At 55.1% G+C, this 14,605-nt stretch carries 15 protein-coding genes and 1 other annotated feature; of the genes, 12 read left to right on the forward strand and 3 right to left on the reverse strand.

Going from position 1 to position 14,605, the window contains the following annotated elements; all coding sequences use genetic code 11:
* The first annotated feature begins 121 nt into the window (after positions 1–121).
* Both sltY and trpR read left to right on the forward strand, forming a co-directional pair.
* Positions 122–2,059: a murein transglycosylase gene (gene sltY / locus C7387_RS17105; protein WP_006817048.1), complete on the forward strand. Its 1,938-nt coding sequence runs from the start codon at positions 122–124 to the stop codon at positions 2,057–2,059.
* Between the two features lie 87 nt (positions 2,060–2,146).
* The gene (gene trpR / locus C7387_RS17110; RefSeq protein WP_038252262.1) at positions 2,147–2,476 is read left to right on the forward strand and encodes a trp operon repressor; all 330 of its coding nucleotides are present in this window, start codon (positions 2,147–2,149) and stop codon (positions 2,474–2,476) included.
* Here trpR and yjjX read toward each other — a convergent pair.
* Positions 2,467–2,982: an inosine/xanthosine triphosphatase gene (yjjX, locus tag C7387_RS17115; RefSeq protein WP_006817050.1), complete on the reverse strand. Its 516-nt coding sequence runs from the start codon at positions 2,980–2,982 to the stop codon at positions 2,467–2,469. The genes trpR and yjjX overlap by 10 nt on opposite strands.
* A 53-nt stretch (positions 2,983–3,035) precedes the next feature.
* On the opposite strand from yjjX, the gene gpmB reads away from it, so the two are divergent.
* Entirely contained in the window at positions 3,036–3,683 is a 648-nt protein-coding gene (gene gpmB / locus C7387_RS17120; RefSeq protein WP_006817051.1) for a 2,3-diphosphoglycerate-dependent phosphoglycerate mutase GpmB, read from the forward strand.
* Here gpmB and robA read toward each other — a convergent pair.
* Positions 3,680–4,549, reverse strand: a complete 870-nt coding sequence (gene robA / locus C7387_RS17125; RefSeq protein WP_006817052.1) for an MDR efflux pump AcrAB transcriptional activator RobA — start codon at positions 4,547–4,549, stop codon at positions 3,680–3,682. The two genes, gpmB and robA, sit on opposite strands and share 4 nt — an antisense overlap.
* Positions 4,550–4,758: 209 nt before the next feature.
* Between robA and creA the strand changes: the two genes are divergently transcribed.
* The 4 genes from creA to creD are packed head-to-tail and all read left to right on the forward strand — an operon-like array spanning position 4,759 to position 8,771.
* Positions 4,759–5,232 (forward strand): protein CreA, encoded by a 474-nt coding sequence (creA, locus tag C7387_RS17130; RefSeq protein WP_006817053.1) that lies wholly within the window; start codon positions 4,759–4,761, stop codon positions 5,230–5,232.
* Positions 5,233–5,244: 12 nt separating this feature from the next.
* Positions 5,245–5,934, forward strand: coding sequence for a two-component system response regulator CreB (gene creB, locus C7387_RS17135; RefSeq protein ID WP_038252258.1), 690 nt, complete (start codon positions 5,245–5,247; stop codon positions 5,932–5,934).
* Positions 5,934–7,358 carry a two-component system sensor histidine kinase CreC gene (creC, locus tag C7387_RS17140; RefSeq protein ID WP_120817157.1) on the forward strand — a complete coding sequence of 475 codons (1,425 nt, stop codon included), beginning with the start codon at positions 5,934–5,936 and terminating at the stop codon, positions 7,356–7,358. Before creB ends, creC begins: the two co-directional genes overlap by 1 nt.
* A gap of 57 nt (positions 7,359–7,415) precedes the next feature.
* Positions 7,416–8,771 carry a cell envelope integrity protein CreD gene (gene creD / locus C7387_RS17145; RefSeq protein WP_120817158.1) on the forward strand — a complete coding sequence of 452 codons (1,356 nt, stop codon included), beginning with the start codon at positions 7,416–7,418 and terminating at the stop codon, positions 8,769–8,771.
* Positions 8,772–8,811: 40 nt separating this feature from the next.
* On the opposite strand, the gene arcA is transcribed toward creD, so the two are convergent.
* Entirely contained in the window at positions 8,812–9,528 is a 717-nt protein-coding gene (arcA, locus tag C7387_RS17150) for a two-component system response regulator ArcA (protein ID WP_006817057.1), read from the reverse strand.
* 95 nt (positions 9,529–9,623) lie between these two features.
* Here arcA and yjjY point away from each other — a divergent pair, with 95 nt between their 5' ends.
* The 5 genes from yjjY to thrB all read left to right on the forward strand — a co-directional run bounded on the left by yjjY (position 9,624) and on the right by thrB (position 14,604).
* Positions 9,624–9,764 carry a YjjY family protein gene (gene yjjY, locus C7387_RS17155; protein ID WP_042998021.1) on the forward strand — a complete coding sequence of 47 codons (141 nt, stop codon included), beginning with the start codon at positions 9,624–9,626 and terminating at the stop codon, positions 9,762–9,764.
* A 401-nt stretch (positions 9,765–10,165) separates the two neighbouring features.
* Positions 10,166–10,852 carry a tRNA/rRNA methyltransferase gene (locus tag C7387_RS17160; protein ID WP_120817159.1) on the forward strand — a complete coding sequence of 229 codons (687 nt, stop codon included), beginning with the start codon at positions 10,166–10,168 and terminating at the stop codon, positions 10,850–10,852.
* 209 nt (positions 10,853–11,061) lie between these two features.
* Positions 11,062–11,130, forward strand: coding sequence for a thr operon leader peptide (gene thrL, locus C7387_RS17165; RefSeq protein ID WP_071777487.1), 69 nt, complete (start codon positions 11,062–11,064; stop codon positions 11,128–11,130).
* Positions 11,069–11,186, forward strand: a sequence feature (Thr leader region). It overlaps the preceding gene by 62 nt.
* Before the next feature lie 24 nt (positions 11,187–11,210).
* Positions 11,211–13,673, forward strand: a complete 2,463-nt coding sequence (gene thrA / locus C7387_RS17170; protein ID WP_006817059.1) for a bifunctional aspartate kinase/homoserine dehydrogenase I — start codon at positions 11,211–11,213, stop codon at positions 13,671–13,673.
* A 1-nt stretch (position 13,674) separates the two neighbouring features.
* Positions 13,675–14,604 (forward strand): homoserine kinase, encoded by a 930-nt coding sequence (gene thrB / locus C7387_RS17175; RefSeq protein WP_006817060.1) that lies wholly within the window; start codon positions 13,675–13,677, stop codon positions 14,602–14,604.
* Position 14,605 lies beyond the last annotated feature (1 nt).

Raw genomic sequence — 14,605 nt, forward strand, 5'->3', positions numbered from 1 at the left:
CCCAGCCGACAAAAAGGTAAATAAATGTCCGGAACGTGGCGCATTTGGCAATGTCTGATTAGCATAAAGTGATTGAGTGGCATGATGCCGCGAACCAGAAATAAATAATGAGGAAGAGCTTGTGGAAAGAGCCAAAAATACGGCGTGGCGCCTGCTGGCTGCCGGCGTCTGCCTGCTGACCGTCAATCACCTTGCTTACGCCGACTCCCTGGACGAACAGCGTAGCCGCTACTCGCAGATTAAGCAGGCCTGGGACAACCGCCAGATGGACGTGGTTGATCAACTGATGCCGACCCTGAAAGACTATCCCCTGTACCCTTACCTGGAATATCGCCAGCTTACCGATGACCTGATGAATGAGCCGACGCTCACCGTCACCAATTTTGTGCGCGCTAACCCCACGTTACCTCCGGCAAGAACGTTGCAAAACCGCTTCGTCAATGAGCTGGCTCGCCGTGAAGACTGGCGCGGGCTGCTGGCTTTCAGCCCGGAGAAACCTACCGCCACCGAAGCGCAGTGTAATTACTACTATGCCAAATACAGCGTCGGACAAACTGCAGAAGCCTGGGCCGGAGCCAAAGATCTGTGGCTGACCGGCAAAAGCCAGCCGAACGCCTGCGATCCGCTATTTAGCGCCTGGCGATCGTCGGGGGCCCAGGATCCGCTGGCTTATCTTGAACGCATTCGCCTTGCCATGCAGGCCGGGAATACCGGACTTGTGAAAACGCTGGCCGCGCAGATGCCGGGCAACTACCAGACTATCGCCTCAGCGGTGAGCGCGCTTGCGGATAATCCGCAGAACGTGATGACCTTTGCCCGTACCACCGGCGCCACCGATTTCACGCGTCAGATGGCGGCGGTCGCTTTCGCCAGCATCGCCCGTCAGGACGCTGAGAATGCCCGCCTGATGATCCCATCACTGGTGCAGGCGCAGCAGTTAACGGAAGAGCAGACCCAGGAGCTGCGTGATATCGTCGCCTGGCGTCTGATGGGCACCGACGTGACCGATGAACAGGCTCGCTGGCGCGATGATGCCGTTATGCGTTCCCAGTCGACATCACTCGTTGAGCGCCGTGTCCGTATGGCGCTCGGAGCCGGCGATCGCCGTGGCCTGAACACCTGGCTTGCGCGTCTGCCGATGGAGGCGAAAGAGAAAGACGAATGGCGTTACTGGCAGGCAGACCTGCTGATGGAGCGCGGACGTGAGGATGAAGCGAAGAGTATTTTGCGATCGCTTATGCAGCAGCGCGGCTTTTACCCGATGGTAGCCGCCCAGCGCCTGGGAGAAGAGTATCCGCTGCAGGTTCAGAAAGCAGAAGGCAGCCTCCCTGCAGCGCTTGCTGATGGTCCGGAAATGGCGCGTGTGCGTGAGCTGATGTACTGGAATCTGGATAACACCGCGCGCAGTGAATGGGCGAACCTGGTCACCAGTCGGAGTAAAAACGAACAGGCGCAGCTGGCGCGCTACGCTTACGATCGTGACTGGTGGGATCTCAGCGTGCAGGCCACCATCGCCGGTAAGCTTTGGGATAATCTTCAGGAGCGCTTCCCACTGGCCTATAAAAATCTCTTTGCCCGCTACACCAGCGGAAAAGACATTTCGCAGAGCTATGCCATGGCGATTGCGCGCCAGGAAAGTGCCTGGAACCCGAAGGTACGATCGCCGGTGGGCGCTTCGGGCCTGATGCAAATCATGCCGGGCACCGCGACGCATACGGTAAAAATGTTCAATATTCCGGGCTACAGCAACCAGGGCCAGTTGCTCGATCCTGAAACCAACATCAACATTGGTACCAGCTACCTGCAGTATGTTTATCAGCAGTTTGGTGATAACCGCATCTATGCTTCAGCGGCCTATAACGCGGGCCCTGGCCGGGTACGCACCTGGCAGGGGAACAGCGCCGGGCGTATCGATGCCGTCGCGTTTGTTGAAAGTATTCCATTCTCCGAAACCCGCAGCTACGTGAAGAACGTGCTGGCCTACGATGCTTATTACCGTTATTTCATGGGCGAAAAGGCGCAGGTGATGAGCGACGGCGAATGGCGTCAGCGTTACTGATTGGCGTGGTTTATGTTATGCTTGTACTCGTTGAAGAGTACGAAAAGCGGGCAGCTCAGGCTGCCTGCCATAACAGGGCGGCGTAATATGAACCAGCAATCCCCTTATTCAGCCGCAGTGGCTGAACAGCGTCACCAGGAGTGGCTTCGCTTTGTTGAGCTGCTGCGTCAGGCCTATGAGGCCGATCTGCATCTTCCGCTGTTAAGCCTGATGATGACGCCGGACGAGCGCGAAGCGCTTGGCACCCGGGTGCGAATCATCGAAGAATTGCTGCGCGGCGAAATGAGCCAGCGCGAGCTCAAGAATGAACTGGGCGCGGGCATTGCGACCATAACCCGTGGTTCAAACAGTTTGAAATCGGCGCCTGCGGAGCTGCGTCTTTGGCTCGAACAGGCGCTGCCGCAAACTCAGCGATAAATGGCGTTGTGGAACGGGCTCAGGGCCAGCACGACCGCCTGATGGTAAACGCTGCTGCGGGTGAGTGCGCCCGCGGTAAATACGCCAATAGCCCCTTCTTTACGACCAATCTCATCAATGCCGGTGTATTGTGACATCACCGGCCCCAGCGCCTCTCCGGCACTGACTTTTTCGAGGATGATTTTCGGCAGTGGCAGGGTAGCGGAACGCGCTTCGCCGCGCCGATCGCGGCTTTCAATCACCACCCAACTGAAGGTGCTTCCTTCGTCGATTCCGGCCTCAATTGCCACCCAAAAATCCGCATCCGGGCGAGCTTCACGGGCATTTGCCACGCGATTCCGTGCGCCAGCGCGCGTTTCCTCACTTCCAAAGGGCTGTTCGGGTACGCCACTCTCGACGGAGATAGCGTCAATATGGCAGGATCTTTCACCGAAAATCTCGGTAAATGCCGCAAGAATTGCCTGAATTTTGGCAGGATTGGTGGTAGCTGAGACAACCTGGTGCATAATCAGAACATCATTACTAAGAAATTGTCATCGCAGTATAACGGATAAAACGCATGTTACAGGTATACCTTGTTCGCCACGGCGAAACGCAGTGGAACGCCGAGCGACGCATTCAGGGCCAGTCCGATAGTCCGCTAACCGACAACGGTGAGCAGCAGGCCTGGCAGGTGGGCGCGCGTGCCAAAACGCTGGGCATCACCCATATTATCTCCAGTGATTTAGGTCGTACCCGCCGTACGGCAGAGATCATTGCCGAAGTGTGCGGTTGCGACATCATGTTCGATTCTCGCCTGCGCGAACTCAACATGGGCGTGCTTGAGAAACGCCGTATTGAGTCGCTGTCGGCAGAAGAGGAGGGCTGGCGTCGCCAACTGGTGAACGGCACCGAAGATGGCCGTATTCCGGATGGCGAATCGATGCAGGAACTGGGCAACCGCATGCACGCGGCGCTGGTTTCCTGCCTTGAGCTGCCTGCGGGGAGCCGACCGCTCTTAGTCAGCCACGGCATGGCGCTGGGTTGCCTGTTGAGTACGATTCTGGGGCTGCCGGCCTACGCCGAGCGTCGCCTGCGTCTGCGCAACTGCTCTATCTCACGTGTGGATTATCAGCAGAGCCCATGGCTGGCATCGGGATGGGTGGTTGAAACCGCAGGGGACGTCTCACATCTCGACGTCCCTGCGTTAGATGAGCTACAGCGTTAACGACGGATCGGGACCAGGTATTCGCAGCGCAGCTGAATAGGCGGCTCCTGGTCTCGTGCTTCATCCTGCGGGAAGAAGCGCTCGATGTCCTGACCCTTGCGACGGGTCAGATTCAGCATCGGCATACAGGTGCCGTACACGGTCAGGATAAACTCCTGCAGACCGGTTCCCAGACCTTCATACGTGAACATCACATATTCGCCGCCTTCCAGTGACACCGGGTGGGCATTCTGCACGTGTCCGCTGGCCATTTCTGGCGTCAGTGCGGTCGTGTAGAACACCTCCTGCTCGTCGTCTTTCTCAAGGCTTGGACGCGGTTCATGTAGCCCGTAAAGCGTTGAGGGAAGCGTTGGCGAATGGCTCAGGAAATCGCGCCAGAACTGGATACGCATCTGGTGGCGGAAATCAGAAATTTCCTCCAGTTTGCAGGTATAGCTTTGAGTTACACCCGCAAGTTCCATGCCCGGCAGGGTAACAAACTCGTATTTCGGCATTTTGAACTCACCCAGGCGCAGCGGCGGACGCATGCCAAAGGAGCTCCAGTCCGGAGAGCGGCGGTATAGCGCCGGCGTCAACGAGAACTGTTTCTTGAACGCTCGAGTAAAAGTTTGCTGTGAATCAAAACGATACTGCAGCGCAATGTCGAGGATTGGGCGTGCAGTCAAACGCAGCGCGACCGCGGATTTGGACAAACGTCGTGCGCGAATATAGGCACCAATCGCATGGCCTGTGACGTCTTTAAACATCCGCTGCAAATGCCACTTGGAATAACCTGCTTTGGCAGCCACATTATCCAGTGACAGAGGCTGATCCAGATGGCCTTCCAGCCAGGAAAGGAGATCGCGAATAATTCCAGCCTGATCCATATAATGTCCTCATCCTTAAACGCAGGTGCCTGATAATAAGGTAGCGGATAATAGCATTTTTTGGTGTTTTAGCATTCAGTGTTTTTTTTGTTCATAAGTGCGATTTCTTACTGCTTTCAAGTAGGAAAATGGTAACACTGTGATCTGTATACATTTTCCTCCTGGATCTTGAATAGTCACTACGCTTAATTTTCAGATATGGTAACAATATGAAATATAAAGGTTTGATTGCCGCATTGCTGCTGACTTCGGTTGCTCCGATCGCGTCTGCAGAACAGATCGGTTCCGTGGATACCGTCTTTAAGATGATCGGTCCCGATCACAAAATCGTCGTGGAAGCCTTTGACGATCCAGATGTCCAGAATGTGACCTGCTATTTAAGCCGGGCGAAGACCGGTGGCATCAAGGGCGGTTTAGGGCTGGCGGAAGATACGTCTGATGCTGCGATTTCCTGCCAGCAGGTCGGGCCGATTGAGGTTAGCGATAAGATTAAGAATGGTAAGGCGCAGGGCGATGTGGTGTTCCAGAAACGGACGTCTCTGGTGTTTAAAAAGCTGCAGGTCGTGCGTTTTTATGATGCTAAACGTAACGCGCTAATTTATCTCACCTACTCCGACAAGGTGGTTGACGGCTCGCCGAAAAACGCGCTGAGCGCTGTCCCCATCATGCCGTGGTCAAAATAACGGAACATCGTCATGGAACAACCGCTTATCTGGCTGGTTGAAGATGAACCCGGTATCGCTGATACGCTGATTTACATGCTGCAGCAGGAAGGTTTCCGGGTGAAGGCGTTTGAACGCGGTCTGCCGGTGATGGAGGCCGCCCGCGTTGCTGTGCCCGATCTGGCGATCCTTGACGTTGGTTTGCCGGATATCAGCGGTTTTGAGCTGTGCCGTCGGTTGCTCGCGCAGGCACCGGGGCTACCGGTGCTGTTTCTCACCGCCCGAAGCGATGAGGTGGATAAACTGCTGGGCCTGGAGATCGGCGCTGACGACTATGTCGCAAAGCCTTTTTCGCCGCGTGAAGTGTGTGCCCGGGTGCGTACTATTTTGCGACGGTTACAGAAGTTTGCCGCCCCGCCGGCGGTGGTGCGGATTGGTCAGTTTGAACTCAATGAAGGCGCCGCCTGGGTGGCATGGTGCGGGCAGCGTTTAGCGCTGACGCGCTATGAGTTCCTGCTGCTGAAAACGCTTTTGCAATCGCCAGGTCGTGTTTTCTCTCGCCAGCAGCTGATGGACAAAGTCTGGGGGGATGACCAGGAGAGCTTTGATCGTACTGTAGATACCCACATCAAAACGCTGCGGGCGAAACTGCGCGCGGTGGATCCTCTGCTTTCGCCCATCAGTACCCATCGTGGTCTGGGCTACAGCCTGGCGGGTGGCTGATGCGTATCGGGATGCGTCTGCTACTCGGTTACTTTCTGATTGTGGCGATCGCGGCATGGTTCGTGCTTTCTATCTTTGTGCAGGAGATCAAACCCGGCGTCCGTCGGGCAACGGAAGGCACGCTAATCGACACCGCCACGCTACTGGCCGCGGTTGGGCGTGATGACCTGCTGAGCGGCGATCCTTCACACGGCAGGCTGGCACAGGCGTTCGGCGCTCTCCAGCAACAGCCCATTCGTGCCGATATTGGCGGCATCATGAAGGTGCGCAACGAGTATCGCGTCTACATGACTGATGCCCGCGGTACGGTAGTCTTCGACTCCGCCGGAAAATCCGTAGGCGCGGATTACTCCCGCTGGAACGATGTCTGGCTGACGCTGCGCGGAGAGTATGGCGCGCGCAGTACCGCACTGGATCCTGCCGATCCTGGCAGTACGGTGATGTACGTGGCGGCGCCGATTGTCTCTGAAGGTCAGATTATTGGTGTGTTGTCCGTGGGGAAACCCAATAGCGCCATCGCGCCGGTTATTAAGCGCAGTGAGCGGCGAATGCTGTGGGCGGGTGGTGCGCTCCTCGGTATTGCGCTGCTTATCGGCGGCGGTATGGTGTGGTGGATCAATCGCTCCATCGGTAAACTGTCGCGCTACGCCGACTCGGTCACCCAGGATAACGCCCAGCCGCTGCCCAACGTAGGCAGTAGCGAACTGCGCAAGCTGGCGCAGGCGCTGGAAAGTATGCGCCTGCGGCTGGAGGGTAAAAATTACATTGAGCAGTATGTTTATGCGCTGACTCATGAACTAAAAAGCCCGCTGGCGGCGATCCGGGGGGCTGCGGAAATTCTTCGTGAACTTCCGCCACCGGAAGTGGCTATCCGCTTTAGTGACAACATCCTGGCGCAGAACGTCCGTATGCAGGCGCTGGTGGAGAAGCTGCTCACCCAGGCAAGGCTTGAGAATCGTGCTGAGGTGGTGCTGAAGCCCGTCGCGGTGGCGCCGCTGTTCTCTCGTCTGGCGCAGTCGCGCAGCGTTGTGCTGGAAAGCAAACGGCTCCGGCTGCAAAGCGAAACGGAATGCGCTGAGGTTACCGCTGATGAAGAGCTGCTGGAACAAGCGTTAGGTAACCTGCTCGATAACGCGATTGATTTTACGCCGGATGGCGGTGAAATTACGCTTCATGCCGGAATACAGTCGGGTGAAGTGGTATTCCGTGTGAGCGATACCGGGTGCGGGATCCCCGACTATGCGCTCGAACGCGTCTTTGAACGCTTCTATTCTCTGCCGCGAGTCAACGGGCAGAAGAGTAGCGGTCTGGGGCTGGCTTTCGTGCAGGAGGTGGCTCGTCTGCACCATGGGCACATCAGTCTGCAAAACCGGGCCGATGGCGGCGCGCAGGCCACGCTGAGACTTCACCGTCCCTTCACATAACTTCAAATTCCCCCCACATAGCCTCGCTACGCTGTGCACAACACAAAGGAGAAGGCTATGTTGAAATCACCCCTGTTCTGGAAAGTCAGTACGCTTATTGGATGTATGGTGTTGTTGCTGGTGCCGTTGATGCTGGTCAGCTCGTTGGTGGCGGATCGGGCGAGCTACCGGGACGATGTTGAGGATAGTCTGCGGCAGAGCACCAGCGGGCCACAAAAATTGATTGGCCCGCTGATCGCTGTCCCTGCCTCTGAGGTGTATACCCGTATCGAGGATAATAAAGAGGTGAAGCGGCAGCGCAATTTTATCCTCTACTGGCTTCCTGAGTCGTTACTGATTAACGGCAAACAGCAGGTTGAAAGCCGTCAGATTGGTATATACGACGGACAAATCTGGCATAACGCGTTGCAGCTTGATGCGCAGTTTGATCGCAGTAAATTTGAGGCAATGAAAAGCGATAACGTGACGCTCGGCGAACCCTACATGGTCATTGCCGTTGGCGATGCCCGGGGAATTGGTGCGGTGGGTTCACCGACGCTGAACGGTGTTGCGGTAACCGTTGAACCCGGTAGCGGTGTGGGTGGCGATTTACCCGGGCTGCATATTCCGCTTGCGGAATCGGCCCTGAAAGCGCGCGCGTTGACGCTTAGCATGACCCTGAATTTGAACGGGACCGGGGGGTTTTCCGTTGTGCCTGTCGGGCGTAACAGTACGCTCTCCTTGACCAGCAACTGGCCGCATCCTGGATTTTTAGGCGATTTTTTACCTGAGTCGCGCGATATTAGCGATAAAGGCTTTAGCGCCCGCTGGCAGAGCAGCTGGTTTGCCAATGATATGGCAGGGCGGTTTAACGATGGTCTGGAACGAGTGGAGTGGCGGGCGCTTCCTGCTTTCAGCGTCTCGGTGGCGACGCCCGCCGATCAGTACCAGCTCACCGACCGGGCCATCAAGTATGCCATTCTCCTGATTACGCTCACCTTTATGGCGTTCTTTGTTTTTGAAACCTTAACGGGGCTTCGACTTCACCCTATGCAGTATCTGCTGGTGGGGTTGTCGTTGGTCATGTTTTACCTGGTGCTGCTGGCGCTTTCTGAGCATATTGGCTTTACTTGCGCTTGGGCGGTGGCGAGCCTGACGGGGGCGCTGATTAATGGCGTCTATTTCCACGCCGTGCTGCAAGGCTGGCGCAATAGCCTGCTGTTTACCGGCGCGCTTCTGGGGCTGGATGGTGTGATGTGGGTGCTTTTGCGCTCAGAGGACAGCGCGTTGCTGCTGGGCACCGGCGTTCTGCTGCTGGCGTTGTGTACCGTGATGTTCCTGACCCGCCACTTCGACTGGTATTCGCTGTCACAGCCGAAAGAGAAGGTAAAAGCCCGCTGTGAAACAGAAGATGAGCTCAGAGTCTGGAAATAAAAAAAGGCGCCGCAGGGCGCCTTTTTCGTCTCTGACAGGATTACTCCTGCAGATCGCCGCAGAAACGGTAACCTTCACCGTGAATAGTGGCGATGATTTCCGGAGTGTCCGGCGTAGACTCGAAGTGCTTACGAATCCGACGGATGGTCACGTCAACGGTACGGTCATGTGGCTTAAGCTCACGACCCGTCATTTTCTTCAGCAGTTCAGCACGAGACTGAATCTTGCCCGGATTTTCGCAGAAGTGCAGCATCGCGCGGAATTCACTGCGCGGCAGCTTGTACTGTTCGCCGTTCGGGCTCACCAGAGAGCGACTGTTGATATCCAGTTCCCAGCCGTTGAACTTGTAGCTTTCAACGCTGCGGCGTTCTTCGCTTACGGTACCCAGGTTCATGGTACGGGAAAGCAGGTTACGCGCACGGATAGTCAGTTCACGTGGGTTGAACGGTTTAGTGATGTAGTCGTCGGCGCCGATTTCAAGACCAAGGATCTTATCGACTTCGTTATCACGACCGGTAAGGAACATCAGTGCGACGTTCGCCTGTTCACGGAGTTCACGAGCCAACAGCAGGCCGTTTTTACCCGGCAGGTTGATATCCATGATGACCAGATTTACATCATTTTCAGACAGGATCTGATGCATTTCCGCGCCATCGGTCGCTTCGAAAACATCGTAGCCTTCTGCTTCGAAAATACTTTTTAACGTGTTGCGTGTTACCAACTCGTCTTCAACGATAAGAATGTGCGGGGTCTGCATGTTTGCTACCTAAATTGCCAACTAAATCGAAACAGGAAGTACAAAAGTCCCTGACCTGCCTGATACATGTCGCAAATTAACATGAACGGCGTAACATGACTAAAGTACGTAATTGCGTTCTTGATGCACTTTCCATCAACGTCAACAACATCATTAGCTTGGTCGTGGGTAGTTTCCCTCTGGACCCGACAGTGTCAAAAACGGCTGTCATCCTAACCATTTTAACAGCAACATAACAGGCTAAGAGGCACGGGACACCCAATAAAACTACGCTTCGTTGACATATATCAAGTTCAATTGTAGCACGTTAACAGTCTTGTGAAATTCTTGCATCTAAATGCTAGCGTTTATCACAATTTTTCTACAACTCAAGTAGTTGCAAGGATTAACTAATTAAAGAGCCGTAATCAATCGAGCCGTTTAAGCTTTGTTGATAATCCCATTTATAAACATGGGGATATAAGCGTTCTGTTAACATTATACCCAGGATTTTTCCCGGATAATAGTTTAGCTTTTTTTATATGTTAAGAAACGCCATTTCAGTGATTGTTGTTGCAAATTTGTAAATTCGCGCCGCGCAGAATGCTGAGTCACATCACACTTTGCTGGTGTAAGCGCTTAATGATGAGATTGTAAAATGCATGTATCAATTGTGCTGGTTTCCCCGGCAAGAGCAGAAAATATTGGCGCCGCAGCCAGAGCGATGAAAACCATGGGGTTCACCGATCTGCGGATCGTCGACAGTGTCGCTCACCTGGAGCCCGCGGCCAGGCGTGTGGCACATGGCTCTACAGATATTCTCGATAATATAAAGAGTTACACAACGCTTTCTGAGGCATTGCAGGACGTCGATTTTACCATCGCGACCACGGCTCGCAGCCGCGCGCGTTTCCATTACTACGCTTCTCCGCAGGAACTGGTTCCCATGCTTGAGGAGAAATCACAGTGGATGAACCATGCTGCGCTGGTCTTTGGCAGAGAGGATTCCGGTCTGACCAACGACGAACTGGCTTTGGCAGATGTCCTCACCGGTGCGCCGATGGTGGCGGATTATCCGTCAATGAACCTCGGCCAGGCGGTGATGGTTTATTGTTATCAACTGACTACTATAGTGAACAATTCATCAGCAGCGGTAACGTCTGGCGATGAGAATCAGCTCCAGGCGTTACGTTCACGTAGCATGATGTTGCTTCAACGCCTGGGAGTTGCTGACGATGTAAAAATGTCTGACTGGTTGCAACAGCGACTGGGAGTCCTTGGGCAGCGTGATACGGTTATGTTGCATCGATTGCTCCATGATATTGAAAAAAATCTTACAAAATAATATTTCTGGAAATTTCTGAAACTAAGTGGAATGTTCTGCCTTCAAGCGTTCATTTCGCCTGAGGTGGTCAAAGTCAGGGCCCGGCGCAGCGAAACGTGAAGTGGTTGCGAAACGTGACGAATGTGGAATTTCTTGACATAGAAAGGCAGATACTTTAACCAATATAGACATACAGCACAGACAGATAAAAAACAGAGTACACAACATCCATGATTCGCATCAGCAGCATTACCACCATTACCACAACCACAATTACCACAGGTAATGGTGCGGGCTGACGCGTACAGGAAACACAGAAAAAAGCCCGCACCTGAACAGTGCGGGCTTTTTTTTCGTCCAGGAATCACGAGGTAAGACCATGAGAGTGTTGAAGTTCGGCGGTACATCAGTGGCAAATGCAGAGCGCTTTCTGCGGGTTGCCGATATTCTGGAAAGCAACGCCAGGCAGGGGCAGGTGGCAACCGTGCTGTCTGCTCCTGCGAAAATTACGAACCATCTGGTGGCGATGATTGAAAAAACCATCGGGGGTCAGGATGCGCTTCCCAACATCAGCGATGCCGAACGTATTTTTGCCGAACTGCTTCAGGGGCTGGCGGACACGCAACCCGCTTTCCCTCTGGAAAAGTTACAGGCCACCGTTGAGCAAGAGTTTGCGCAGATCAAACATGTTCTGCATGGTATTAGCTTGCTCGGGCAGTGCCCGGACGCGGTGAACGCGGCGCTTATCTGCCGTGGCGAAAAACTCTCAATAGCCATTATGGCGGGTCTGCTCGAAGCGCGCGGTCACAACGTTTCGGTCATCGATCCGGTCGAAAAACTGCTGGCCGTGGGGCATTACCTCGAATCTACCGTCGATATCGCCGAATCTACTCGTCGTATCGTGGCAAGCCAGATCCCGGCTGACCACATGGTGTTGATGGCAGGTTTTACCGCAGGGAACGAGAAGGGCGAGCTGGTGGTGCTGGGGCGTAATGGCTCTGACTATTCTGCCGCGGTGCTGGCGGCTTGTCTGCGCGCAGACTGCTGTGAAATCTGGACTGACGTTGACGGCGTGTACACCTGCGACCCGCGTCAGGTTCCGGATGCGCGTCTGCTGAAATCAATGTCTTATCAGGAAGCGATGGAGCTGTCCTACTTTGGCGCCAAGGTCCTGCACCCCCGCACCATCGCGCCCATCGCCCAGTTCCAGATCCCTTGCCTGATTAAAAATACTGGTAATCCTCAGGCACCGGGTACGCTGATTGGTGCCAGTAGCAACGAAGATGGTCTGCCGGTGAAAGGGATCTCTAACCTGAATAATATGGCCATGTTCAACGTCTCTGGTCCTGGCATGAAGGGGATGGTCGGGATGGCGGCGCGCGTCTTTGCCACCATGTCGCGGGCAGGGATTTCCGTAGTGCTGATCACCCAGTCATCTTCTGAGTACAGCATCAGCTTCTGTATTGCCCAGGCCGATTGTGCCCGCGCGAAGAAGGCGATGGAAGATGAGTTCTATCTGGAGCTGAAAGAGGGGCTGCTGGAGCCGCTCGCCATCATGGAGCGGCTGGCGATTATCTCCGTCGTGGGTGATGGCATGCGCACGCTGCGTGGCATTTCGGCCAAGTTCTTCGCCGCCCTGGCACGTGCCAATATCAATATCGTGGCGATTGCCCAGGGTTCCTCCGAGCGCTCAATTTCAGTGGTGGTGAGTAACGACGATGCGACAACCGGCGTGCGCGTGACTCATCAAATGCTGTTCAATACCGATCAGGTTATCGAAGTATTCGTGATTGGGGTCGGTGGCGTCGGCGGAGCGCTGCTGGAGCAGCTTAAACGTCAGCAGTCCTGGCTGAAAAACAAACATATCGATCTGCGGGTGTGCGGCGTTGCTAACTCGAAAGCGATGCTGACCCACGTGCATGGCCTGAACCTCGACAACTGGCAGGCAGAGCTTGCGGAGGCGAAAGAGCCGTTCAACCTGGGGCGTCTGATTCGCCTGGTGAAAGAATACCATTTGCTGAACCCGGTGATCGTTGACTGTACCTCAAGCCAGGCGGTGGCGGACCAGTATGCCGATTTCCTGCGCGAAGGCTTCCACGTGGTAACGCCGAACAAAAAGGCCAATACCTCATCAATGGACTACTATCATGAACTGCGCCAGGCGGCGGCAGGTTCACGACGCAAGTTCCTCTACGACACCAACGTTGGCGCGGGGTTGCCGGTTATCGAAAACCTGCAAAATCTGCTGAACGCCGGGGATGAGTTGCAGCGCTTCTCGGGCATTCTTTCCGGTTCACTCTCTTTTATTTTCGGGAAGCTGGATGAGGGAATGAGCCTGTCAGAAGCAACGATCCTGGCGCGGGGAATGGGTTATACCGAACCGGACCCGCGTGACGATCTCTCTGGAATGGACGTAGCGCGTAAGTTGCTGATTCTGGTACGTGAAACCGGGCGTGAGCTCGAGCTTAACGATATTGTTGTGGAGTCGGTACTGCCTGAGAGCTTCGATGCTACCGGTGACACCGAGAGCTTTATGGCGCGTCTGCCGGAGCTGGATGCCGTGTTTGCCGATCGGGTGGCGAAAGCCCGTGATGAAGGTAGGGTTCTGCGCTATGTTGGCAATATCGAAGACGATGGCGTATGCCGGGTGAAGATTGCCGAAGTGGACGGTAACGATCCGCTGTACAAAGTGAAAAATGGTGAGAACGCCCTGGCCTTCTACAGCCACTATTATCAACCGCTGCCGCTGGTCCTGCGCGGTTACGGTGCAGGGAACGATGTGACGGCCGCGGGCGTGTTTGCCGACCTGCTGCGCACCCTGTCATGGAAGTTAGGAGTCTAAGATGGTGAAAGTCTATGCCCCGGCCTCCAGCGCCAATATGAGCGTTGGATTTGATGTCCTCGGCGCGGCGGTCATGCCGGTTGACGGTACGTTGCTTGGCGACAACGTCTCCGTTGAGGCAGCCAGCAGCTTTAGCCTGCAAAACCTGGGACGTTTTGCCAGTAAACTGCCGGCAGAACCCCGTGAGAACATTGTTTATCAATGCTGGGAGCGTTTTTGCCAGGAGATTGGCAAAACTGTTCCGGTTGCTATGACGCTGGAAAAAAATATGCCCATCGGCTCCGGCCTTGGCTCCAGCGCCTGTTCGGTGGTTGCGGCCCTGGTGGCGATGAATGAGTACTGCGGAAAGCCGCTCAACCAGCACCGGATGCTGGCGCTGATGGGCGAGCTGGAAGGGCGGATCTCTGGCAGCATTCACTATGACAACGTCGCGCCGTGCTATCTCGGTGGGATGCAGTTGATGATTGAGGAATGCGGCATTATCAGCCAGCAGGTGCCAGGCTTTGATGAGTGGCTGTGGGTACTGGCGTATCCGGGGATTAAAGTCTCAACGGCCGAAGCGCGGGCGATTTTACCCGCGCAGTATCGCCGCCAGGACTGTATTGCCCACGGGCGACACCTGGCCGGATTCATTCACGCCTGTTATTCCCGTCAGCCACTGCTGGCGGCGAAACTGATGAAGGACGTGATTGCTGAACCTTATCGCACCAAACTGTTGCCAGGCTTCGGCGAAGCGCGCCAGGCGGTGGCGGAAATTGGTGCTCTTGCCAGCGGTATTTCTGGCTCCGGCCCGACGATGTTTGCGTTGTGTGATAAACCGGAAACCGCGCAGCGCGTGGCAGACTGGCTGAGTAAACACTATCTGCAAAATCAGGAAGGTTTCGTTCATATTTGCCGGCTGGATACGGCGGGCGCTCGAGTAGTGGGATAAC

This window comes from Yokenella regensburgei, from assembly GCF_003634235.1.
Classification (GTDB): Bacteria; Pseudomonadota; Gammaproteobacteria; order Enterobacterales; family Enterobacteriaceae; genus Yokenella; species Yokenella regensburgei.